The organism is Pseudoalteromonas rubra, from assembly GCF_005886805.2.
GTDB lineage: Bacteria > Pseudomonadota > Gammaproteobacteria > Enterobacterales > Alteromonadaceae > Pseudoalteromonas > Pseudoalteromonas rubra_D.
The window spans coordinates 504,725-526,561 of the sequence record NZ_CP045430.1; the positions used below are offsets into that span (position 1 = coordinate 504,725).

Consider the following 21,837-nt stretch of genomic DNA (forward strand, 5'->3'; position numbering starts at 1 on the left):
GTTGATCTACAAGATACGAAAACAGAACTTATCGAAGGGATATATGGATCAAGTTGTTTCATACAAAGCTTCGCAGAAAACTGGCAGCGTATATCGTCACACTTGCAGAACTCTTGCATACTAATCGAAGATATTAGGAAAGTAACAAGTCTGCAGGAACATTTCCCCCTAAGGTTTTGCGAAGTATATAAAAATAGCATTTATATTTCACCGGTTATAACATGTACTGACAAATTAGAGAGTTACTTGGCATGGATTTTTGCCAGCCGGCCACTCGACCTCTTTATGGATAAGTTTGGTAAAGGCAAAGGTCGCTTGCTGTCTTTCCCGAAAATACCAAAACAGCTATGCTCGCTAGTTAATACCCTCGACTGCGTTGAAGCGTTGGTTTTTGATATTCAGCATGGCTCATCTGCCAGGTATAATTTTGATAATTTGGAGCGTATACCGCACTCTAATAGCACGTCTGAATTATCTCTTAAAAGCACTCCAATAACCTATGACGCAGATGGTGGTTCAAGGGCTTATAAAGCAGAAGACACACTCAAAAAACTTGCACCATTTATTGGCCGCCAACTGGGTTATATTTTTCCTGAAAATAAACTGTCCTCTCCTTTGGACTCAATTAAGTTATTTACTTCAGGATTTTACAAATGTCCTATGAAAGCTCCAAAGCTAATTAGTGGTGCCGATTTTGCCCAACAAACGCTCGGCAAAGGCGTCACGCACCAACAATCTAAGGCCAGTGCATTATGCGAAGCAGTCGAACGTAAGAATGCACAGTATGTGGGCGATGAGCTAACTCAAGTCGCACAGGCCAAACAGCTGGACGCCCGCAGTTATCGCTTTTCTCAGTTGTTACCCTACAGCCAGCAGCAGTATGCACGTTTCTCGGACCCCGCTGATTCTGAATCTCAGCGTAAGCAAGCCGCACTTTCCTATACTGGAGAGGCTGTCAATTGGACTGCTCTGTGGTCGCTTACATGCGATGAAAAAGTCTTTGTGCCCACCGTTTGCTGCTTTGCCAATACACCGTTTGAAGAAGACCGCTTTGGCAAATGGCATTCTAATGGCTGTGCCGCCGGTAATAATCTCGAAGAGGCAATTTTACAGGCTTTATTTGAGTTGCTTGAGCGTGATGCGACTGCTATCTGGTGGTACAACCGCCTGCCACGCCCGCAATTTGAGTTAAACGGTCTGGACCCGGATTATCTGGCACCGCTGCACCAAACAATCACCGCTGAACACGACTATTGGGTGCTGGACCTCACCGTGGATACCGGCGTGCCCGTAATGGCAGCGATTGGCCGTAACAAAGCAACTCAGGGGTATGTATTTGGCTTCGGCTGCCACTTAAAACCCGAAATGGCCGCACAACGCGCGCTCACTGAGTTATGTCAGCTTATTCCTATCCGGGACCAAAATGGTGCCCCCTTTGATTTTGATGCCATTACCGATGCTAGTTTCCTTCAGCCTGAGGCCAATGCACCTCGTGCAAGCTATCAGCTAACACAAAGCGGTGATCTGAAGGATGATATTCTGGCCATTGTTGAACAGTTAAAAAACCTGGATATGGAAACACTGGCACTGGACTATTCCCGCTCGCCTATTCCACTGAGCACTGCTAAAGTCTTTGTACCCGGGCTGTGCCACATCTGGCCACAACTAGGTAATCCACGGCTTTATGAGACACCTGTCAAACTCGGTTGGCTGGATAAAGCATTGACGGAGAAAACGATTAATCAGCAAGGGTTGTATATTTAACTACGCTCCTTGGTGGCTGTGAATAACCTAAAATACTTGTGACAAAATACCAGCTCAAGGCCGGTATAGCAGAATACGAGCTCACTTTGTAGCGAGAGAGAATATTGTTGGTAGAGACTCCCTGTCACCTAACCCTAAGTAACTCAAGCTGGCTGGCAATTAACCCAGCAAGCTTGAGTGACACTGTACAAACTACCCTTTGGCAAACTTAGCGCGTGCGGCATGTAGCTTTTTATAGCTGTCGATCAGGCGCAGGTGCTTGTCCAGGCCTTCCAGTTGCATGTTGGTTGGTGTCAGGCCATAAAACTTCACATCACCGTTGATTGAGCCAATCACCGCATCCATCACTTCTTTACCGAACATACGGGTAAAGCTGTGGATGTAGTCCTCAATTTCCAGCTCTTCGTCCAGCGCCACTTCCAGCGTGGCGTGCATAGCCTGGTAGAATAAACCGCGTTCAACCGTGTTGTCGTTGTATTGCAGGAAGGTTTCAACCAGCTCAATGGCCGCTTCGATATCGCCCAGCGCCAGATAGATAAGGATTTTCAGCTCTAAAATGGTCAGCTGGCCCCAAACCGTGTTTTCATCGAACTCTACGCCGATCAGGGTGATGATGTCGATGTAATTATCAAGCTGGCTTTCTTCAAGGCGATTAACCAAATCAGCCAGCGCTTCGTCTTCCAGCGAGTGAATGTTCAGAATGTCTTCGCGGTATTGCAGCGCTTTGTTGGTGTTATCCCAGATTAAGTCTTCGGCCGGGTAAACCTCAGAGTAGCCAGGCACCAGAATACGGCAGGCGGTACCCATATCAGTAAATTCTGCAATATACGCCTCTTTGCCCAAATCTTTAAGAATGGCGAACAGTTTGTCACACTCTTCTTCGTTGGTGCCCGTGAAGTCCCACTCCACAAACTCATAATCATGTTTGGCACTGAAGAAACGCCACGAGATCACACCGGTAGAATCAATGAAGTGCTCAACAAAGTTCTCCGGTTCAGACACAGCCATGCTATTGAACGTGGGCTTTGGCACATCATTCAGACCCTCGAAGCTACGACCCTGCAACAGCTCGGTTAAGCTGCGCTCCAGCGCGACTTCCAGGCTTGGGTGCGCACCAAAAGAGGCAAACACACCGCCCGTTTTCGGGTTCATAAGGGTCACACACATCACCGGGAACTGACCGCCCAGAGAGGCATCTTTCACCACAACCGGGAAGCCCTGCTCTTCAAGGCCTTTAATGCCAGCAACAATGCCCGGGAACTTAGCCAGTACGTCTTCAGGCACGTCTGGTAACACAATTTCCTGTTCAATGATCTGCTTTTTCACCGCGCGCTCAAAGATCTCAGACAAACACTGAACTTTGGCTTCAAACAGGTTATTACCGGCGCTCATACCGTTACTCAGAAACAGGTTTTCAATCAGGTTAGATGGAAAATAAACCGTTTCACCGTCGCTGTGACGCGTGTAAGGAATAGAACAAATACCACGCTCGATATTGCCTGAGTTGGTGTCAATCAGGTTAGAGCCACGCAGCTCCCCTTCCGGGTCGTAGATTTCACGCGTGTAGCCATCAAGGATCTCACTAGGCAGTTCATCGTTGTCGCCCGGCTTAAACCACTGCTCATTGGGGTAATGAACAAATTCAGCATTGGCAATTTCTTCACCAAAGAACTGGTCGTTATAGAAAAAGTTACAGTTCAGTCGCTCAATAAACTCGCCCAGCGCCGAGCACAGCGCGCTTTCTTTAGTCGCACCTTTGCCATTGGTGAAACACATCGGCGATGCAGCATCACGAATATGCAAAGACCAAACGTTAGGCACAATGTTACGCCATGAGGCTACTTCGATTTTCATGCCCAGATCTGACAGAATACCCGTCATATTGGCGATGGTCTGCTCCAAGGGCAGATCTTTACCCAGAATGAAGGTGCTGGCGTCTGAGTCAGTGTTTACCATCAGCATGGCTTGCGCATCGTCATCCAGGCTCTCTACCGCTTCAACCTGGAACTCAGGTCCGGTCTGGATCACTTTTTTCACAGTACAACGGTCAATTGAACGCAAGATGCCCTGACGGTCTTTCTCAGAGATACTCTCTGGCAGCTCAACCTGAATTTTAAAGATCTGGTTGTAACGGTTTTCCGGGTCAACAATGTTGTTTTGCGCCACACGAATTCCATCGGTCGGAATATCACGCGCATTACAATACACTTTCACAAAGTAAGCAGCACACAGCGCAGACGACGCCAGAAAATAGTCAAACGGGCTGGGTGCCGAACCATCGCCTTTATAACGAATAGGTTGGTCGGCAATGACAGAAAAATCATCAAATTTGGCGTCAATTCGAAGATTATCGAGATAATTTACTTTGATTTCCATAGGAAAGAGTCCGGTGTATTGCGATCGAAAATCCCTATTGTACTTGAGGTTGCAAGACGGCGCCAATGCTGATGACACAAATAACCCTGCCAACACAAATTAAGTTACTAAATACCTATTATTGGTCGTAAAGGCATGTTACTTTCTTGGCAAATAAACTCATCAGACAACACACGAGATAACAAGGATTTATTATGCGCAGCTATGTGTGGTTAGCACTTGGTTTAGACCTGTTTTCCGGCTCTGCTCTGGCCAATAACGGCTTTGGTGTCACCCTGTATGGTGGCAAAAGTAGCAATCAGGAATTGCATACCAGTCAAAAAGCAGTGGTTAACCTGGCCGATGAAAACCACTTTGGCATCAGCTTTGATCGCTATCTAAATAAAAAACGCTATGGCCTGTTTTACAGCATGCTAGAAACTGAATTTGAAGATGCACCAATCCAGAAAGTGGATATGGAATATCTGATGTTTCAAAGCGCCATAGATGTAGATATCACAGATAATCTGGACAGCTATATCGGTGCTCAGATCGGTGTAAATAGAGTAACTCCCAATTTTGAAGAAGCTGATCACTTTTTTGCTGCGGGCTTTTATGGTGGCCTGAAATATCATTTAGGAGCCGGGTTCAGCGCGCAAACAGAGCTGCGCTGGCTAGCGTCTTCTATCAAAAACTCGTCTAAAGTACGCTGTGATGGCAGCGATGAGGACGTCTGTGCATGGCACTTTGATGGCGATGTACTTAACCAATTCCAGCTGAGTCTGGGCCTGACTTACCGCTTTTAAAAAAATCGCCAGCATCGCTATCAGCCCCGGCTCGTTGGCCGGGGTAACGCTGTAATTAGCCACGGTCACACCAAACGAGTGCCCACTCTTACAGAGTTATAACGTTATTTTTAAGGTGTTCAATAAACAACCTGGTTTTACGGGGTGTATAGCTGGCCTTGGGGTAATAGGCCCAGAGTTGTTTTATCTCAGAGCGAATATCCGGCAAAATGGGCACCAAAGCGCCAGATCTTAACTCCCGCTCAATATAGCTTGGTGCGATAAACAGCAAACCAATTCCCTGCACTGCCGCTTTTAAAATGGCATCGAGATGATCGGTCACAAAATTATAGTTGGTAAACTCAAACAATCTGCCATCTTCAAGTACAACGCCCCCAATTTTATGATAATAACTACTCAGCAACATCTTATGTTGTGCCAGGTCCTCAACACAGGTTATTTCATCGCAACGTGCCAGATATTCAGGGGCCCCAAACAGCTGCATTTGATAGTCAAACAACCGCGTGCCTTTGTGCGAGACTGAATCAAACGACTCGTTATACCGGGTGATCACCACATCGTGCTGTAAATCCGGTGGCTCTCCCGGCGCCAGTACATTCAGGTGAATGGTGATCTGCGGATATTGCGACAAAAACTGCTCAATTTTGGGCATTAATACACTGCTGCCCACCGCCTGTGTGGCCGCTATTTTCAAACTGCCCTGCAATTCGCATTGCTCAGATTGCGCGGTTTCTACCAGTGCCTCAAACTGGGCAAGCCAGTCTCTGGCACGAGGAAAAAAATGCTGCCCTTGCTCCGTGAGATTAACCTGCCGGGTCGTGCGAATGAACAAACTTTGCCCCAGATGCCTTTCCAGCCAGTCAATACGTTTACTCATAGCAGATGCCGAAACCCCTTGATGCTCAGCCGCTTTGGTAAAGCTGCCCAGCTCTGCCAGAACGCAAAAACTGCGTGTTGCCGTTAACCAATCCATTAAATTAATTCCTATCAGGAAATAGTATTTTAATTATTACCTTATTTTTAGGACAATGAAAGCGGCGTATAGTGCCCGGGTCAAATTTACTTCGCCCTGGAGTGCCCGTGCACCTATTTACTATGCTTGCTGTTTTACTCATGTCCTGCTCTCAGCTGGTCAGCCAGGTGTATATGCCTGTTTTACCAGATATTGCAGACAGCCTGGTGCTAACCAATGGCATGAGTCAGGCAATGATCATCAGCTATTTCATTACGCTTGGCGCCTCTCAACTGATTGTTGGACCGCTGCGCGACAAGTACGGTGATCGACCACTGTTTATCGCCGGGCAAGCCATCTTACTGGCAGGTACACTGTTATGTGCCGTTGCACCAGACAGCACCACCTTTTTACTCGGACGAATTTTGCAAGGTGCGGGCTCCGCTTCACCGGTGTTAATCAGCCGCACATTACTGGCTCAACGACTGTCGGGGGCCAGATTAAAAAGTGCCATGGCAACCGTGGCCATCTCGGCAAGTGTCACCGCAATTATTGCCCCCCTGCTCGGCGGTATGCTGAGCAGTTGGTTTGGCTGGCAGGGTTTGTCACTGGTGCTCATTACATACTATCTGTTCATCACCATATTCGGGCTGAGTCTGCTCAAAGCCAGCGAACCTCAACCTTTTGTGATTAACCCAATGAGCCTGGTTCGGCACTATCAAAATATGGTGCGCTGTCAGGTCTTTTTATCGCTGGCCAGTCTCAAATGGGTGCCAACCTTTTTGTATTTGACGCTCCAGCTACATTTGCCGTTTTTACTTCAGGACCGCTTTGGCTTCACCACTAGCCAGACCGGACAAGCCATGATGCTGCCTATGGTTGGTCTGTTGTTGGGCGCTGTGTTTGCTAAAGTCTTACAGCGCCACGTTAGCTATATGAAAATTGTTTTGTGGCTGTGGCCTGCACTATTACTCAGTGCACTGACCTTCGTATTAGCCAGCGACAACGCCATAGCGATATTACTGGCCTATGCCGCCATTATGTTGGTATTTGGCGGATATTTTCCAAGCTATATGCACCTGATTGGCTTACTACACCCTACTCACGCGGGCACCGCAAACGCTTTGGTTGGGGCAATTGAGTTACTGATATTTTCTGTCATTGCCTGGCTGGTGAATCAATGGCTGCCAGATAACACGCAAGCCATCGCGCTACTGATCGCTGTCTGTGCTGCATTGTTACTACTTTGCTGGCGTACTATCCGTATTCAGCGACCTCATTTTGAACACACATAAGTATAATATTGGGATCAATCATGTTCGAAAAACTCCACTTTAACACTGCCCGATTTACTATCCGGCCGCTTCAGCAAAGTGACCTTCATGCCATTTACGAGAGCCGGCGTAATCCGGATACCTCCAGGTATATTGGTGAACCAGCGACACTAAAAGATGCTCAGGACCGAATTGATCAGGCAACAGCCCCCTGGCAGGCAAATGAGCATGAAAGACTGCTTTTGGCCATCATCAGACGTGAAGACAATGTACTGGTCGGTGAACTCATGTATAAGTTTTTGTGCCATAACGCCAAAACTGCCGAAATCGGTTATCGTCTGAGTGAAAAATATATTGGCCAGGGTTATGCGTTTGAAGCTGCAAATGGGCTGATTGAAGCTGCCTTTGGGCAATTTGGACTCAATAAAGTCTGTGCATTTTGTGCTGTCGAAAACCAGGCTTCCTGGCGCTTAATGGAAAAGCTCGGCATGCAACGTGAGGCCCATTTACGTCAGCACTTTAAATTTAGCCATGGTTACTATGATGGCTATATGTACGGCCTGCTGCGTAGTGAACATATCATGGCAGCAACAGCCTGATAAACGAAAAAGGCACCCTTATCAGGTGCCTTGACTCATGGAAGGATCCATGAAGATCGTTGCGTAAAAATACAAAATTGGGAGAAGAAAACTGTGTCAGAATAATGTCCTACTGACTAAACTCCTGTTCCGATAGTTTACCGTCGCCATTGGTGTCCAGTTTTTCGAAAATGACCGTCAATGTATCCGAGCCCGCGGCTTCCGACTTAGAGATATACCCATCGCCATTGGTATCAAAAGTTGAAAATGAACTGTCCGCAGCATGCGCACCAATACTGGCTGCCATCAAAATGGTGCTTAACATAAGCTTGTACATATCAAGTTCCTCATAAATGCTTGTTAAAGTGTTTAAATTCTTTGGCACTCAGCGCGCCATCCCGGTTTGTATCCAGGCGTTTAAATGCGTCAGCGACCAGAGAGACCTTAGCTGCTTCTGAGCGACTGATCAGGCCATCGCTGTTGTCATCCAAAAGTGCAAAATCGACTTCAGTTGCAAACGCTAACGCACAGGTGAACATTCCCAGGGTCAACGCAAAAACGTATGTAATTTGCATATCTGATCCTCCGGCTAAAACGCGATTTAGCCGTTAAACTCAGAAAATTCTTTTCTGCTCAGCAAGCCATCACCATTGCTATCCAGATCTTCGAACTGGCCCATTAGCGCGGAGTTTGCCGTCGCCTCATTCAAACTAATGGTGCCATCACCATCCGTGTCATACTTTTCAAAATCCTCGCCTGCAATTGCCTGTGTCGCCAACACCGTCAGAGCCATAGCTGTCATCATTGTCATCGCTGTTTTCATCATATTTTCCTTCTGTTTTTGAATGTGTGCCGCCGCGAAACTGTTCTGAGCTTGCCGGCTGCGTTTGACAAGACTATTCCAACTTTGATGCCAGGTTTAATTAGATATTAATTTTCAATAAGTTAGTTTTTATTGGGTAAAAAAGTTCAGGGGGCATTAAGGCGATTTGTTGCTAAATGGCGACAAAATTCAACTCGCGTTTTTAGCTTACTATTTAAAATCAGTTACTTATATCTGTCGCTAATTGGCAACAGACAATTAAAAGCGCGTAAACTATCAGGCTCTTTATGCTCCATGCCAGCTCAAAATTACGCTCACACACACCACTCAACCCCTTTTTTTCTCAGGCATTGTGGAAACAAGCACTTATGGCATTAATGCTGGCCCTGGTTCCTCTGTTGCTGTTGACCTTGTGGTTTATTCAGTCTGTTGCCTATCAGCAGCATAGAGTTCAGGATATTTATATTGATAATCAGAAAGTTAAATCAGAATTCAGTGAGTTAAAAAACGCCTTTCAGGCACTTCAGAAAGCACAACAAAACAATCAGTTACTACAAAGCGAACAATTAAAAATAAGCATTAACAAAAGCTGGCAGGTGCAAAAAAATAGACTTATATCACTACTTACACGACTTGAGAAAGATGCAACAGTTGCTAATTGGCAACACCTGCTCCAACACACCCAGACGCCAGACAGTAACACCATGTCGGCACTGGCCGATGCACTAACTCGCCAGTCACAACCGCTGCAACAGACTCTGGACAAACAGCTGACTGATGCGCTCTTGCAGCAAAGTCTCATCCGGCAGCGCTTTTTAATTGGACTGAGCATTCTGTTACCTATCCTAGTCGGCATGAGTATCTGGCTTATCAAGCGGATCTCCGGTCAGCTATTTCAGCTGGAGCGAGCCATAGAAGTCATTGGTGAAGAGCGCTTTACTACGCCAATCCAGCTAGCAGGCAGCCGCGAGTTCAGCCAGCTGGGTGAGCGTCTTGAGCAATTGCGCCAGGAGCTGGCTGCCAGCAAACATCAAAAGGAAACCTTTTTACGCCACGTATCGCACGAACTGAAAACCCCACTCGCCTCGATTAAAGAGGGCACAGAGTTGCTGAATAGCGATCACCTTGGGCAGCTCAATGACAAGCAACGACGCGTAACCGATATTCTCCACGTCTCTGTCGACAAACTCACTCAGCTCATTGACGACCTGCTTACGTTTAGCGCTGCCAGTCACCCACACAGCCAACAGGCACGCTGCAGTGCCAGGGCAATCAAAGCACAACTGGAGGACCACTTTGCACAACGGCTGCAGAGGCGAGATATCCGTATTCACTGGCACTTTGAGCAGCAACTAGCAGACTTACCTGAGCTACCAGTCAAACTGGCTCTGACACACCTGCTCAGTAATGCAATTCAATATACACACAGCCAGGTCCGCATCGACTTTTTGGCTACCTCAAACCACTGGCAGATCAGTATCCGGGACGATGGGCCCGGGCTCGATCCCCAAGAGGCCAGTCACTTATTCAAACCCTTTGTCAGAGGCCAGCGCAGCCAAAAAATAGCAGGCAGTGGACTGGGCCTGGCCATTGCGCATGAATGTATGAGCCAGTGCGGTGGCCAGTTACAGTGGCAAAATACCCGGCCAGGCTGCGAATTTACTCTGACACTGCCAAAACACGGAGAAAGCAGATGAAACTCTTCCTTTTAATCACCACGCTCGTTATCAGCCTGAACGGTTGCCAACTGAGCCCGACACAGCAAAACACACAATTTGTCGGGCCACGTAAAACGCTTGAGCCGGAATACGCCTCTTTGGCTCTACTATTGCAGCGCTACCTGACACTGTGTCAAAACAATCAAGCTGTTGAGCAACAAAAGCCTGAACCTTATATCGGTCAGGCCGCTATTGAGACCTTCATACACAGCTACTGCAATACCGTGTCAACAACCAGACAGTTGCAAGCAATTGCAAAGATCAAACAAAGTCAGCCCTGGCCCCAACACTACCATCTGTGGTTCGATACCCTGAAACAACAGACGCAGGTGCTGCGGGGACAAAAGATCCGTTTGCATCGAAGCAACGCCAAATTGAGCCAGATCCAAACGCAGTTGACCCAAACCAATCAGGCACTGCTCACGCTCAAACAGGCGCTGGCCGAGATCGAACAACAAAGGCTTCAGGACATGCCCCTGAATGCGCCCATTCAAACGCCGGAGCAGCAATAATGTCTTATACAACACCGCCTACCTCAGACACCCACACCCCCTCTGTTTTGCTGGTCGATGATGATCCGGCATTAAGCGAGCTGCTGGCAATACGCCTGGAAAGTCATGGCTTTGACGTAACCCTGGCCAGTAGTGGCCATGCGGCCTTGCGACAACTGGCCAGTATACCTGTTGATGTAGTGATCACCGACTTACGAATGGAGCACATGGACGGTCTGGCACTGAACCAGAAATTACAAGCCCAATACCCAGGCCTGCCTGTGATCATGATGACTGCGCATGGCTCGATCCCCGATGCTGTGGATGCCATTGAGCAAGGGATCACCGCTTTTATTACCAAACCGATAAACAGCGAAGAACTACTGGCAGCGATCGACAAAGCATTACCTAAAAACAGGGCGATACAACTCACTGATCCGGATAACTTTCACGGCTTGTATCACCAGAGCGCGAGCATGCGCCAACTGGTACAGCAGATTAAAGCCATCGCGCCCAGTCAGGCTAATATTTTGCTCCAGGGTGAAAGTGGCACGGGTAAGGAAGTCACCGCACGCGCCATTCACCGGGCGAGCAGTCATGCCCAGGGTCCCTTTATCGCCATCAACTGTGGTGCCCTGCCCGCGCACTTGCTTGAATCAGAGCTGTTTGGCCATAAAAAGGGGGCATTTACCGGCGCAATTTCGGATAAACAGGGGCTGATCCAAAGTGCCGATAAAGGCACTTTATTATTGGACGAAATAGGAGATATGCCACTCGATTTACAGGTAAAGCTATTACGGGTATTACAGGAAAAAACGGTCCGGCCGATCGGCGGGCAGCACGAACAAACGGTTGATGTCCGTATTCTCTCCGCCAGCCATAAAAACCTGGTGCAGGCTGTCAGCGAAGGTAAATTCAGAGAAGATCTGTACTATCGGCTCAACGTCGTCGCCATTCAATTGCCAGCGCTACGTGAGCGCGTTGAAGACATTCCACTACTGGCAAATTTATTTCTCAAGCAACTCTCCACTGGGCAAAAACGCTTCTCTTTAGATACCATAACGGCGCTGTTAAGTTATGCCTGGCCAGGCAATATTCGTCAGCTACATAACGTAGTTGAATACTGTGTAGCGATGACACCCGGCAAATTAATCACTGCAGACAGTATTATCAGCGCACTGCCAAAACAAGACGACAAGCAAGCCTTTGTCGGACTAAATGAAGCTAAACGTCAGTTTGAGCGTGATTACCTGATAAAAGTGCTCGCCCTATGTGAGAACAATGTCCCTCAGGCCGCCAAACTGGCTCAAAGAAATCGCTCAGACTTCTATAAACTGATGAAAAAACACGATATAAAATAAATTAGTAAAAACATTTGACCAATTATTATACATGCGCTTAAATAAATATGAAGGCAGGCAAGGAGTGCTTAGCCCTTCAGTCACAAGGTTACTTTTGTACTTTTAGTACGTTTGAGTGAGCCTGGTTATTTATCACTATCATACAGGGATTGAAAAGCTATGATCTCTAATACAACAAAAACTGGATAACAACATGAAAATAAAGGTAAAGAAAACCAATTTAAAACGCCTTTCGGAGTCTCATTCACTTCCTCAACAGGCGACGCCGCAAATCGCGGGTGGTGATGTGGCCGCCTCATTATCAGGCAAAATTTGTGATATGTTTTCCTTGTACCACTATTGCCGTTAAGCCAAAACAGAGTTCTGAGTTCAGAACTCTGCATCGATAAGAAAGCCGTACATCCTTCAGCCTCGCCCCTTGTCCTCCCGTGCAAAGTTTGCAATAGTATCTTCGAATTAATGTCATAAATTGACATCACATCAGAGCAACATGCTCCGTTCACAACTACACTATTATTAGAATAAAAAACGAGGTGGTTGCCCATGAGAATGCGTAAAAAGCTGATCTTAAGCTTTGTTATGACCGTTATCATTCCTATTCTTGCAATATCCATCATGAGTATCTCGCGCACCAAACAGGAGTCACTGGACCGATTCTTAGAGACATCGGTTAACGAGATCAGACAAATTGAGAATGCATTTATCATCTTTTTTGATCAGATGAAAAGTAATGCCCGATTCTTAGCGCAGAGCAAAACGGTACAGTCGGTGAGCAAAGACACCACAACCTACCTGGGCGCCGAAAAGATGATGATGCCCGACGCGTCCGGGGAGGCCGAGGCGGCCATCTTCGATTTGTACACCACCTTTGGTAAAACTCACCCCGAGCTATTGTTTGTCTATCTCGGCACCCGTGAGGGCGGCTTTATTCAGTATCCAGCGGAGCCACTTGGTAACTACGACCCGCGCAAGCGCCCTTGGTATCAGCAAGTTAGCTCAAACCCATCTCAGGTCATTATCACAGAACCCTATCAAGGCGTTACCGGACAGGCGATGGTTTCCGTCGCCACCGGGATCATGAAAAACAACGAGATGTTAGGCGTACAATCACTGGATGTAACCTTATCGACACTCACCGACATTGTGAGCAACATTAAACTCGGCCAAACCGGCTACTTATTGCTGCTCGACAATCAGGGGACGGTGCTGGCAGATCCGAAAAATGCCAACAGTAACTTTAAGAACATTCGTGATTTGAATGATGCCCGTTATAAGGCAATACAGAACGCGGGAAATGCGCCTTTCATTACGCTGGAGTATCAGGACAAAGCCTTCTATGCCAAGTTTTATCGCTCTGAAGAACTTGGCTGGACCTTCATCGCCATCATTGAAGAAGATGAGATCCTCACCTCGTCTTATAATATGACCTACAGCATCAGTATCATTGCGGTCATCATGCTGGCGCTGTTTGTGGTCATTGCCATTGTGCTGGCTAACAAAATCGTTTACCCCATTGAAATGGTATCGGACGGGCTAAAAGAAATCGCTCAGGGTGAGGGTAATTTATCAAAACGACTCCAGGTCATTGGCAATGATGAAATAAGCGAGCTGGCAACCTGGTTTAACCAATTCCTCAACTCTATTAATGCCTTGGTGAAAGACATTCAGGGCAATGCACGAACCCTGAATAGTGAAGCCCAGAGCTCTCAGTCGCGGATCAATGATATTCGTAACCAGTGCCGTCATCAGGAAAAAACATCGCAAACCGCTACAGATACCACGCAATCCATGGCAAGCATGGCCATGACAGTCAGCGACAACTGTGGTGATGCACTCAACGAAATCTCGACGACGGAGCAACACACCCAGACTGGCAACCAGATGATCCAAAGCACTGTGGCTCAGGTCGCTAAGCTTAACGACTCTCTGGGCGACTCTGCGACGGCCATGAGCAAGCTTGAAAATGAAAGTAACAACATCACCAATATTCTGGAGGTGATCCGCACCATTGCCGAACAAACTAACTTGCTGGCCCTTAATGCCGCTATTGAAGCGGCCCGTGCCGGTGAGCAAGGCCGGGGATTTGCAGTTGTGGCCGATGAAGTACGGACGCTGGCACAGCGCTCTCACGATGCCACTCAGGATATTGAACAGGTTTTAACTAAGCTGATTGAGCAAACTCGCAGTGTGTCTGAACGCATGACTGCCAGTGTGGGGGAATCAAAACATGCCATCGACCAGTCGGAGCTAGCCCATCAGGCATTCGATGATATTGCCAGCTCAGTTTCCCGCGTTAAGGGGATCATTGCTGACATTTCTCAGCAGGCCAATGCGCAAGGGCAAGCTGCTGAGGACACCCAATCTCGTATTCACGGCGTAAGTCAGTCAGTACAACAAGTGGGTGACTCTGCCGATGCGCTGCATACAGGTGCAACACAATTGGTTGAACTGGCCAACAACCTGGATCAATTGGTTGACAGGTTTGATGTCGATGACTGAACTAAAGATCCTGCATATCCCTCCTGCTTCCTGGGAATTTAGCGCGCTGCGCGAAAGTGTAGGCTGGCAAAACCCTGCACCCGATATCGTTGCGGCCAGCATTACTGCGTCACTTTACTGGGTTCAGTGTCGCAAGGCAGGTAAATTGATTGCCTGTGGCCGGATTGTGGGCGACGGGCACATGTACTTTTACATTCAGGATGTCATTGTGCACCCGAGCCACCAGGGCCAGGGCCTTGGTCACCTCATTGTGGATAATATAGAGCAATATCTGGCGACACATTGCCAAAGCGGCGCGACCGCCGCTTTGCTGGCTGCGGCTGGCAAAGAAACCTTCTATCAGCGCTACGGTTATTCACTGCGAGACGGCGAAAAACTGGGGTTGGGGATGTGTAAGTTTTACTAGCTGTTGACTATCACGGGTGCCTGCATCGCTTCACTAATCGCATGTTGGTGGATTTGCATGTTCACGCCTGAACTGACCCGGTGTCATACCTGTTTCTTTCTTAAATGCCTTATAAAAAGAAGAACGCGCATTAAACCCCACCTCAAGCGCAATATTCAACACCGATTCATCGCTGCTCAACAGGCGGGATTTCGAAGCCTTGATACGCCAGTGATTGACAAAATCAAAGAAGTTCATCTTCAGGGTTTCATTTAAAGCCTGTGACAGGTAATTAGGTGATATCCCACTTGCCTGTGATAGCTTTTGCAGAGTCAGATCGGCATCCAGATAGAGTTTACTGTTTTGCATAGCCTGCGTAATTTTTTCAACTATCCGGGCTGACTGACACTCATCCAGTGCTGATTTATGATACTTGCTCCCTGTATCTTCACTGGGCGACAGAGTCGGAGCATCAGTGCGTTCAACCTTGCTAGCGGGCTGTGGTTGAAGCAACGGCGTTGTTTGCTGCATTGCAAAAAAGGTTACGCTCCAGATAAGCACCAATGCAACAAACACTTCGGCGCTGCGCGACAGTAATGCGTGTTCTAGCAGACTAGATAAGAAGACTGACACTAGCACAAAAATCCAAATACAAACGGCGATAAAAATGAGCTTTCTGATAACAGTGAGCTTGGGGCTGTCCAGATTAGAGTAACTTTCTTTTAGCTGCGCATTAAATCTGGCCAGACGCCTGATGACCACCAGTAGCGTAAACCCGCACTCAATCAACCAAAAACACATCAAAACCAGCATCGCACAGGCCAACACCACAACGTAAGGACCCGCAGGCATATCATCTGTCACGAACATTGCCCTGTGATGCTGTGCAGGCAATAACGCAACCGCGCCGGAAATCAGCACGGCAGGCCATAACAAGACAAATTTGCTTAACTTAGCTCTGTTAAGTATCCATCTTTTCTGTGTGGTAATCCCTTCAATATACAAGCGCAGCGCCGGACACAACACGAAGAGCATGGGAAAACCCAAAACGGTATATACCTGATACCAGCTGGGTAATAGAACCGGCACGATTGCATTGAGCGCAAGCACCCCACTGGCACAAAGAAAAAGCACCAGAGGCAGACGATAAACACGTGTCGCTCGCGGCAGTAGCAGCACAGGTACACTCAACACGATTTGCCCAATGAGCATAGCAATCAGCACCATCACGATAGATTCAGTCACGTAACTCCCCTGACACCAAAATAAATTTATCCATAATATTTTGTTTTATCTGCTTTTAAATTTTCCTTTCCACAAAGACTGTCCGTGCCTTTACGCCAGGACGACGTATCCCTGCAAAGTGATTAGCCTGATACTAACCTGGATAAAACAGGGCACATGCCTTTTGGCACACCTTGCAGGGACATTCAATATGACTTAAGGAATCGCTTATGACAAACGCAATTTTAACCACCTGTGCATCACAGGATAGCCGCACTCGCATCAAAATCGCGACACTATGGCTGTTAGTTATGCTGAATATGATTTATGCCGATATTTTGGCCTTTGTTTCAGCCTTTATCACTCCGGGTGTAATAGACACTTTAATGAGCGGCTACTCAGGCTCAGTTAAACTCACCCAAGAGTTACTTTTGGTCTCAGCCATACTCATCGAGATTCCCATCGTGATGATTTTCCTGTCCCAATATCTCAGCTATCGATTAAACCGCCTCTGTAATCTGGTGGCTGTCCCGTTAACTTTCCTGTTTGTACTGGGTGGTATTGAAACGGATCCTTTCTACCTGTTTCTGGCATGCATACAGCTCGCCCTGCTTTTAAGCATAGCCTGGATGGTCATACGGTGGCGAGCACCTGAAGCGGCAGTGTTAAGCACAGCTCAAAGTTGAATCGATAGATGACAGGACTCTGAACCATAAACACCCAAGGATTCAGCAGATTACATTTGTATTTAGAACATTTAAGAAGGAAACAGACTCATGAAAAGCAAACTGCTTATTCCCCTTACTCTGCTTGTTTATTGCAACATAACCACAGCCAGTGTTGAACTGGGCCAGGCAGAATTCGACAAAGGTAATCTGCGCCTTGCGCAATCCATTTTGTCGCAACAGCAAACCTCTGATTATCAAAAACCACTGCTTCTGGCACGCATAGCACTTAGAAGCGATCAGGACGAAACGGCACTGCAACACTTAGAAGCAGCCATAGAGCAGCACCCAAACAATCCGGAGCTCTATTTTGCACATGCCGAAGTCGTCGCTAAAATTGCCGAACAAGCCAGTATTTTTAGCGTGTCTGGGTATATCAAAAAACTCAAAGCCTCATTCATCAAAGCAGTCGAACTGGCACCAGACAATCGTGAATACCGCAGTACGCTGATCAAGTTTTACATCAATGCGCCCAGCATGTTTGGTGGTGACAAACAGGCCGCTTTAACGCACATTCAGGCACTGGAAAAAGTCTCGCCCTTTGATGCTTTTCTGACTCGCTTATACCTGGCCGCTAAGTCAGATGAACAAGAAGAGTTCGCTCGTCTGATAAAGATTGGGCAGCAAAACTTTGCCGCCGACCCCCGCTATTTTTATACTTTAGGCCAAATCTATCTTGATCAGGAAGAGTCTGAAATGGCCCTAAATCAGTTCAGAAGTGCAGCTAACAAGCAGGCAAAAAACCTGAAACAAGAAAAAGCCCGATATCAGTCTCTGGTGTTAATTGGTACTTTAAGTCAGCAACTGAAGCGCAATTATGACGAGGGGCAGAACGCACTACAGCAGTATCTGAATGAGGCAGCCCATCACTACGACCTGCCCGACAAAAACCTGGTCAAATTCAGGTTGGCTTCGATAGCCATGGCACAAAAGAAAACCACACTCGCGCAGCGACTATTAAACGAAGTCATAACTGAAACGCTGAGTGACAAGCTAAAGAAAAAAGCCCGCTCCGCTTTGAAAAAGTTAGCCAGGGCCTGAGCGCACTCTGCCAGTGGGCTTTACAACAAGCCCTTTCTCACATCACAGCAACCCTAAAGCCAGCAAAACTCCTGAGCCCGTTCCCGTTAATATTGCGGGAATGGCATCCTTAAAGGTGTCATACCTAAAGTGGAAGTAGCACGCCCCTACTGAGGTTATTAGTATTAATACTGCACCAAGCAGCATACTTTCTGCGTGCTCAGTCAAAATAGCAAACACCATCAACCCAGCAGCAAGCGACTCAATGAGTCCAATCGCATACATATGCTTTCTGCCAAGCCCATATCGCCTGAAAAACGCACTTTGTATAGTGAACACCCGTGTGCTCCAGGAAAATATCTTTTGAGAACCGGCAAGAGTGAAAAAAGTGGCCAGCAAGCCCGCGAGTATTAACATAAAAATGTTCCTGACAAGTTAAAGTGAATGTATTAAAGCATTCCAAAACAGCATTAAGAACCGTATTATTAAGCTAGTTACTATTCCAAATTGGAATCAATATGGACAAACTCGTTTGCATCAGACTATTTACCGAAGTCGCACATAAGGGCAGCTTTACGCATGCCGCAAACGCTCTCAATATGACGCAAAGTTCTGTAAGCAAGAAAGTGGCCTGGCTTGAACAACATCTTGGTTTCACCTTATTTCACAGGACATCCCGCGCCATAGCCCTAACCTCAGCAGGCAAGGCTTACCTCACCTACAGCCAGTCACTACTAGATACTATGGCCGAAGTAGAACACCAGATCCGTGATGAACAGGCACAGGTAAATGGCCATATAAAACTCTCCGCGCCCAGTGCCTTCGCAACACAGCGTCTGGCTGAGCCACTTGCTGAATTTATGCGTCGTTACCCAAAAATTACGTTAGACATCAGTGTCAGCGATCAACAGGTAGATTTGATCAACGAAGACGTAGACATCGCCATCAGAGCGTCAGTCCTGAAGGACTCCGGATTAAAAGCAAAGAAGTTGTTGGATCACTCAGTTTGCTATTTTGCATCACCTGACTATCTGAAACGTCAAGGTATGCCACACTCTCCTGACGAATTAAAAGCGCATCAATGCCTCACCTATTCGCTGAACAAACCATCAAATGTCTGGTTATTTGATAAAACACACTACAAACTCAACGAGTATATTCGCTCAGATAGTCCCGAGATGATTGTCAGGTTGGCTTTGTCCGGGCTCGGTATCGCGGCAATGCCAGACTGGATGATCGCCCAACAACTAAGAGACAAAACGCTCGTCACTTTATTTGATAACTGGCAAGGCCATACCCTACCTATGTACGCTCTATATAAAAATACCGAGTTTACGCCAGTAAGGTTTAGAGCCCTAATAGACTTCCTCGCGGAGCATTTTGCTTATTAACCCTACAGTCCTGCCACGGGTGATATGTGATGCGCGCCTACGCTTTGCGCACCCAAGGAGCTTAAACCAAGCTCACCCCAGCAGTTGAACATCAGTCGCCTCGGTAATAAGTTCAACTAGTTTTCCATTATTTTATGCCGCTAATCGCAAAACTATTCGGTTTATCTCAGCCACTTTGACCATTTATTAAAATTCAGACTACAATTCGACAACAATTGATTCAGGCAATGAATCCCAATTTCATTCAGAGCCATGCAAAGTCACTCCCTCTGCAATCAACAAGGACAAACATGACAACGATTAAATTCAGCGCCATTGCTGGTGCCGTTTTACTGGCGAGCGCCTGCAGCCAGATCACATCAAATAACAACACAGACACCCAAACAACACAGCAGCAAATTCAGCCCCCTGTGGCGCAAAAAGTGCCCCATGTTACCCAAATCCATGGTTATGAACTGGTCGACAACTATCACTGGCTACGCGATGATTCAAGAAGTTCGGAAAAAGTGCTTACTCACCTTGAGCAGGAAAACCGCTACGCAGACGTGAAGCTGGCGCCTATTGAGACATTGCGTGAGACCCTGTTTGAAGAAATTAAAAATAAAATCGCCAAAGACGATCGCAGCGTCCCTTATAAACGTGGCGACTACTATTATTTCAGTGAAGTGAAAGGCGATCAGGAATACCGCAACTTCTATCGCAGTAAAAGCGCAGACGGCAGCAATGCCACTGAGATTTTTAACGCCAACAAGCAAGCCGAAGGCCAGTCTTATTATGCGCTGGGTGCGATTAGCATCAGCCCGGATGGCAAGCTCATGGCATTTGCGGAAGATACCCTCAGCCGTCGCATTTATACCATCAGTATTAAAAACCTTGAAACTGGTGAAATTTATACCGACAAACTCGAGGGTGCTGCGGATAGCATTGAGTGGGGAAGCGACAACCGTAGCCTTTACTACATTAAAAAAGACCCCGTCACTTTGCTGGGATATCAGGTCTATCGTCACGTGCTGGGCCAAGAACAATCACAAGATAAACTGGTCTACGAAGAAAAAGACAACACCTACTATACCTACCTGGAAAAAAGCAAAGAAGGCAGTGAGATTTACATTGTCCACGACAGTACAGAAGCCAAAGGGGTGTCTGTCATTGATGCCAACAACCCTAACGCTCAGCCACAACGTCTTTTACCACGTACCAAGGGCCATGAATATAGCTTGATCAAACAGGGCGACTTCTACTTTATTTATACCAATGACAATGCCGTTAACTTCAAGCTAATGAAAGCCCACAAAAATGATGTGGCTGACAAGCGTAAATGGAAAACCATCATTGCGCACAACCCCGATGCTAAGCTGGAAGAAGTAGAACTGTTTAATCAGCATCTGGTTTATCAGTCTCGCGTTGAAGGGATAGGTACCCTGAATGTGTTAGATCTTAAAACCAAACAACACAAAGCGCTCACGTTTAAAGATCCCGCCTACATGGTGTCAATGACAGGCAACCGAACCCTGGATAGTCAGTTTGTCCGGGTCAACTATCAGAGCCTGACCACGCCGAAAACCATTTATGATATTGACCTGACTACTCTGAAAAAAACCCAGCGCAAGCAAACTAAAGTACTGGGCAACTTCAATGCCAATGATTATGCCTCTGAACGTCTGTTTATCGAAGCCAGAGATGGCACCAAAGTGCCGGTAACCCTGGTCTATAAAAAGGCAACATTCAAAAAAGATGGCACTAACCCACTCTTACAGTATGGTTATGGATCTTACGGCTCAACCCGTGACCCTTACTTCAGAGTCAGCACTTTGAGCTTACTGGATCGTGGCTTTGTTTATGCCATTGCCCATATTCGTGGCTCTCAGGCGCTCGGGAGACCTTGGTATGAAGATGGTAAAAAGCTCAATAAAAAGAATACCTTTAATGACTTCATCGACGTCACCAAGGCACTGACTAAGTCAGGGTATGGCGATCCAAAACGCCTTTACGCCCGCGGTGGCAGTGCTGGCGGCCTGTTGATGGGCGCAGTGATCAACCAGGAACCAGAACTGTATCACGGCGTGCACTCTGCGGTACCCTTTGTCGATGTGATCAATACCATGCTGGATGAGTCATTACCGCTGACAACCAATGAGTACGATGAGTGGGGTAACCCGAATGACAAAGTCTATTTTGACTATATGCGCTCTTATTCACCTTATGATCAGGTGAGCGCACAGAATTACCCGAACATGCTGGTCACCACTGGCTTGCATGACTCTCAGGTACAGTACTTTGAACCTGCCAAATGGGTTGCAAAACTGCGTGAATATAAAACCGACGATAACACGCTGTTGTTAAAAACCGATATGTCTGCCGGTCACGGTGGCGCATCGGGTCGCTTTAAGCGCATTCATGATACCGCGCTGAGCTATGGCTTTATCATTGGCCTGGCTGAGGGCAAACTGTAACTACGTACTCCGTTGTAG

Annotated in this window: 21 protein-coding genes; 14 read left to right on the forward strand and 7 right to left on the reverse strand. The window is 47.1% G+C overall.

Annotated elements, in window-relative coordinates:
• Nucleotides 1–246 precede the first annotated feature (246 nt).
• On the forward strand, nucleotides 247–1,764 hold the full coding sequence (locus CWC22_RS21305) for a YcaO-like family protein (RefSeq protein WP_230090694.1): 1,518 nt from the start codon (nucleotides 247–249) through the stop codon (nucleotides 1,762–1,764).
• A gap of 192 nt (nucleotides 1,765–1,956) precedes the next feature.
• Here the strand turns inward: CWC22_RS21305 and CWC22_RS21310 are convergent, their stop codons facing one another.
• Entirely contained in the window at nucleotides 1,957–4,140 is a 2,184-nt protein-coding gene (locus tag CWC22_RS21310; RefSeq protein ID WP_138539260.1) for an OsmC domain/YcaO domain-containing protein, read from the reverse strand.
• 194 nt (nucleotides 4,141–4,334) lie between these two features.
• On the opposite strand from CWC22_RS21310, the gene CWC22_RS21315 reads away from it, so the two are divergent.
• Nucleotides 4,335–4,925: a hypothetical protein gene (locus CWC22_RS21315; protein WP_138539259.1), complete on the forward strand. Its 591-nt coding sequence runs from the start codon at nucleotides 4,335–4,337 to the stop codon at nucleotides 4,923–4,925.
• 88 nt (nucleotides 4,926–5,013) lie between these two features.
• On the opposite strand, the gene CWC22_RS21320 is transcribed toward CWC22_RS21315, so the two are convergent.
• The gene (locus CWC22_RS21320) at nucleotides 5,014–5,898 is read right to left on the reverse strand and encodes a LysR family transcriptional regulator (protein WP_138539258.1); all 885 of its coding nucleotides are present in this window, start codon (nucleotides 5,896–5,898) and stop codon (nucleotides 5,014–5,016) included.
• A gap of 107 nt (nucleotides 5,899–6,005) precedes the next feature.
• Between CWC22_RS21320 and CWC22_RS21325 the strand changes: the two genes are divergently transcribed.
• Nucleotides 6,006–7,172, forward strand: a complete 1,167-nt coding sequence (locus tag CWC22_RS21325) for an MFS transporter (RefSeq protein ID WP_230090695.1) — start codon at nucleotides 6,006–6,008, stop codon at nucleotides 7,170–7,172.
• A 20-nt stretch (nucleotides 7,173–7,192) separates the two neighbouring features.
• Nucleotides 7,193–7,750 (forward strand): GNAT family N-acetyltransferase, encoded by a 558-nt coding sequence (locus CWC22_RS21330; RefSeq protein ID WP_138539257.1) that lies wholly within the window; start codon nucleotides 7,193–7,195, stop codon nucleotides 7,748–7,750.
• 109 nt (nucleotides 7,751–7,859) lie between these two features.
• Here the strand turns inward: CWC22_RS21330 and CWC22_RS21335 are convergent, their stop codons facing one another.
• From CWC22_RS21335 to CWC22_RS21345, 3 genes are read right to left on the reverse strand one after another with little or no spacing between them, the layout of a single operon-like run.
• Nucleotides 7,860–8,066: an EF-hand domain-containing protein gene (locus CWC22_RS21335; protein ID WP_125557620.1), complete on the reverse strand. Its 207-nt coding sequence runs from the start codon at nucleotides 8,064–8,066 to the stop codon at nucleotides 7,860–7,862.
• 10 nt (nucleotides 8,067–8,076) lie between these two features.
• Nucleotides 8,077–8,304, reverse strand: coding sequence for an EF-hand domain-containing protein (locus CWC22_RS21340; RefSeq protein WP_125557622.1), 228 nt, complete (start codon nucleotides 8,302–8,304; stop codon nucleotides 8,077–8,079).
• Between the two features lie 26 nt (nucleotides 8,305–8,330).
• Nucleotides 8,331–8,555, reverse strand: coding sequence for an EF-hand domain-containing protein (locus CWC22_RS21345; protein WP_230090696.1), 225 nt, complete (start codon nucleotides 8,553–8,555; stop codon nucleotides 8,331–8,333).
• Between the two features lie 284 nt (nucleotides 8,556–8,839).
• On the opposite strand from CWC22_RS21345, the gene CWC22_RS21350 reads away from it, so the two are divergent.
• The 6 genes from CWC22_RS21350 (at nucleotide 8,840) to CWC22_RS21375 (ending at nucleotide 15,027) form a co-directional block, all read left to right on the forward strand.
• Nucleotides 8,840–10,249: a HAMP domain-containing sensor histidine kinase gene (locus tag CWC22_RS21350; RefSeq protein WP_138539255.1), complete on the forward strand. Its 1,410-nt coding sequence runs from the start codon at nucleotides 8,840–8,842 to the stop codon at nucleotides 10,247–10,249.
• Entirely contained in the window at nucleotides 10,246–10,782 is a 537-nt protein-coding gene (locus CWC22_RS21355; protein WP_138539254.1) for a hypothetical protein, read from the forward strand. Before CWC22_RS21350 ends, CWC22_RS21355 begins: the two co-directional genes overlap by 4 nt.
• A complete protein-coding gene (locus CWC22_RS21360) occupies nucleotides 10,782–12,122 on the forward strand; it encodes a sigma-54-dependent transcriptional regulator (protein WP_138539253.1) in 1,341 nt (446 codons plus the stop codon). The genes CWC22_RS21355 and CWC22_RS21360 overlap by 1 nt, the downstream gene beginning before the upstream one ends.
• A gap of 193 nt (nucleotides 12,123–12,315) precedes the next feature.
• A complete protein-coding gene (locus tag CWC22_RS21365; RefSeq protein WP_155946430.1) occupies nucleotides 12,316–12,471 on the forward strand; it encodes a hypothetical protein in 156 nt (51 codons plus the stop codon).
• Nucleotides 12,472–12,665: 194 nt separating this feature from the next.
• Complete coding sequence (locus CWC22_RS21370) at nucleotides 12,666–14,621, forward strand: methyl-accepting chemotaxis protein (RefSeq protein ID WP_138539252.1); 1,956 nt, start codon at nucleotides 12,666–12,668, stop codon at nucleotides 14,619–14,621.
• A complete protein-coding gene (locus CWC22_RS21375; protein ID WP_138539251.1) occupies nucleotides 14,614–15,027 on the forward strand; it encodes a GNAT family N-acetyltransferase in 414 nt (137 codons plus the stop codon). The genes CWC22_RS21370 and CWC22_RS21375 overlap by 8 nt, the downstream gene beginning before the upstream one ends.
• 33 nt (nucleotides 15,028–15,060) lie before the next feature.
• On the opposite strand, the gene CWC22_RS21380 is transcribed toward CWC22_RS21375, so the two are convergent.
• Entirely contained in the window at nucleotides 15,061–16,251 is a 1,191-nt protein-coding gene (locus CWC22_RS21380) for a helix-turn-helix domain-containing protein (RefSeq protein ID WP_138539250.1), read from the reverse strand.
• 209 nt (nucleotides 16,252–16,460) lie between these two features.
• Between CWC22_RS21380 and CWC22_RS21385 the strand changes: the two genes are divergently transcribed.
• Both CWC22_RS21385 and CWC22_RS21390 read left to right on the forward strand, forming a co-directional pair.
• Nucleotides 16,461–16,916 carry a DUF6326 family protein gene (locus CWC22_RS21385; RefSeq protein WP_138539249.1) on the forward strand — a complete coding sequence of 152 codons (456 nt, stop codon included), beginning with the start codon at nucleotides 16,461–16,463 and terminating at the stop codon, nucleotides 16,914–16,916.
• Between the two features lie 90 nt (nucleotides 16,917–17,006).
• Entirely contained in the window at nucleotides 17,007–17,996 is a 990-nt protein-coding gene (locus CWC22_RS21390; RefSeq protein ID WP_138539248.1) for a tetratricopeptide repeat protein, read from the forward strand.
• Between the two features lie 42 nt (nucleotides 17,997–18,038).
• On the opposite strand, the gene CWC22_RS21395 is transcribed toward CWC22_RS21390, so the two are convergent.
• Nucleotides 18,039–18,392: a DoxX family protein gene (locus CWC22_RS21395; RefSeq protein WP_125557642.1), complete on the reverse strand. Its 354-nt coding sequence runs from the start codon at nucleotides 18,390–18,392 to the stop codon at nucleotides 18,039–18,041.
• A gap of 101 nt (nucleotides 18,393–18,493) precedes the next feature.
• Between CWC22_RS21395 and CWC22_RS21400 the strand changes: the two genes are divergently transcribed.
• Together CWC22_RS21400 and CWC22_RS21405 are read left to right on the forward strand one after the other, a co-directional pair.
• Nucleotides 18,494–19,366 (forward strand): LysR family transcriptional regulator, encoded by an 873-nt coding sequence (locus CWC22_RS21400; protein WP_138539247.1) that lies wholly within the window; start codon nucleotides 18,494–18,496, stop codon nucleotides 19,364–19,366.
• Between the two features lie 290 nt (nucleotides 19,367–19,656).
• Complete coding sequence (locus CWC22_RS21405) at nucleotides 19,657–21,819, forward strand: S9 family peptidase (RefSeq protein ID WP_138539246.1); 2,163 nt, start codon at nucleotides 19,657–19,659, stop codon at nucleotides 21,817–21,819.
• Nucleotides 21,820–21,837 lie beyond the last annotated feature (18 nt).

What these genes read in the sequence shown, in the direction of transcription:
- CWC22_RS21375 (WP_138539251.1), top strand. Translation starts at nt 14,614, where the DNA reads ATGACTGAACTAAAGATCCTGCATATCCCTCCTGCTTCCTGGGAATTT.
- CWC22_RS21315 (WP_138539259.1), top strand. Translation starts at nt 4,335, where the DNA reads ATGCGCAGCTATGTGTGGTTAGCACTTGGTTTAGACCTGTTTTCCGGC.
- CWC22_RS21310 (WP_138539260.1), bottom strand. Translation starts at nt 4,140, where the DNA reads ATGGAAATCAAAGTAAATTATCTCGATAATCTTCGAATTGACGCCAAA.
- CWC22_RS21370 (WP_138539252.1), top strand. Translation starts at nt 12,666, where the DNA reads ATGAGAATGCGTAAAAAGCTGATCTTAAGCTTTGTTATGACCGTTATC.
- CWC22_RS21360 (WP_138539253.1), top strand. Translation starts at nt 10,782, where the DNA reads ATGTCTTATACAACACCGCCTACCTCAGACACCCACACCCCCTCTGTT.
- CWC22_RS21390 (WP_138539248.1), top strand. Translation starts at nt 17,007, where the DNA reads ATGAAAAGCAAACTGCTTATTCCCCTTACTCTGCTTGTTTATTGCAAC.
- CWC22_RS21345 (WP_230090696.1), bottom strand. Translation starts at nt 8,555, where the DNA reads ATGATGAAAACAGCGATGACAATGATGACAGCTATGGCTCTGACGGTG.
- CWC22_RS21385 (WP_138539249.1), top strand. Translation starts at nt 16,461, where the DNA reads ATGACAAACGCAATTTTAACCACCTGTGCATCACAGGATAGCCGCACT.
- CWC22_RS21395 (WP_125557642.1), bottom strand. Translation starts at nt 18,392, where the DNA reads ATGTTAATACTCGCGGGCTTGCTGGCCACTTTTTTCACTCTTGCCGGT.
- CWC22_RS21340 (WP_125557622.1), bottom strand. Translation starts at nt 8,304, where the DNA reads ATGCAAATTACATACGTTTTTGCGTTGACCCTGGGAATGTTCACCTGT.
- CWC22_RS21320 (WP_138539258.1), bottom strand. Translation starts at nt 5,898, where the DNA reads ATGGATTGGTTAACGGCAACACGCAGTTTTTGCGTTCTGGCAGAGCTG.
- CWC22_RS21330 (WP_138539257.1), top strand. Translation starts at nt 7,193, where the DNA reads ATGTTCGAAAAACTCCACTTTAACACTGCCCGATTTACTATCCGGCCG.
- CWC22_RS21405 (WP_138539246.1), top strand. Translation starts at nt 19,657, where the DNA reads ATGACAACGATTAAATTCAGCGCCATTGCTGGTGCCGTTTTACTGGCG.
- CWC22_RS21365 (WP_155946430.1), top strand. Translation starts at nt 12,316, where the DNA reads ATGAAAATAAAGGTAAAGAAAACCAATTTAAAACGCCTTTCGGAGTCT.
- CWC22_RS21335 (WP_125557620.1), bottom strand. Translation starts at nt 8,066, where the DNA reads ATGTACAAGCTTATGTTAAGCACCATTTTGATGGCAGCCAGTATTGGT.
- CWC22_RS21400 (WP_138539247.1), top strand. Translation starts at nt 18,494, where the DNA reads ATGGACAAACTCGTTTGCATCAGACTATTTACCGAAGTCGCACATAAG.
- CWC22_RS21350 (WP_138539255.1), top strand. Translation starts at nt 8,840, where the DNA reads ATGCTCCATGCCAGCTCAAAATTACGCTCACACACACCACTCAACCCC.
- CWC22_RS21355 (WP_138539254.1), top strand. Translation starts at nt 10,246, where the DNA reads ATGAAACTCTTCCTTTTAATCACCACGCTCGTTATCAGCCTGAACGGT.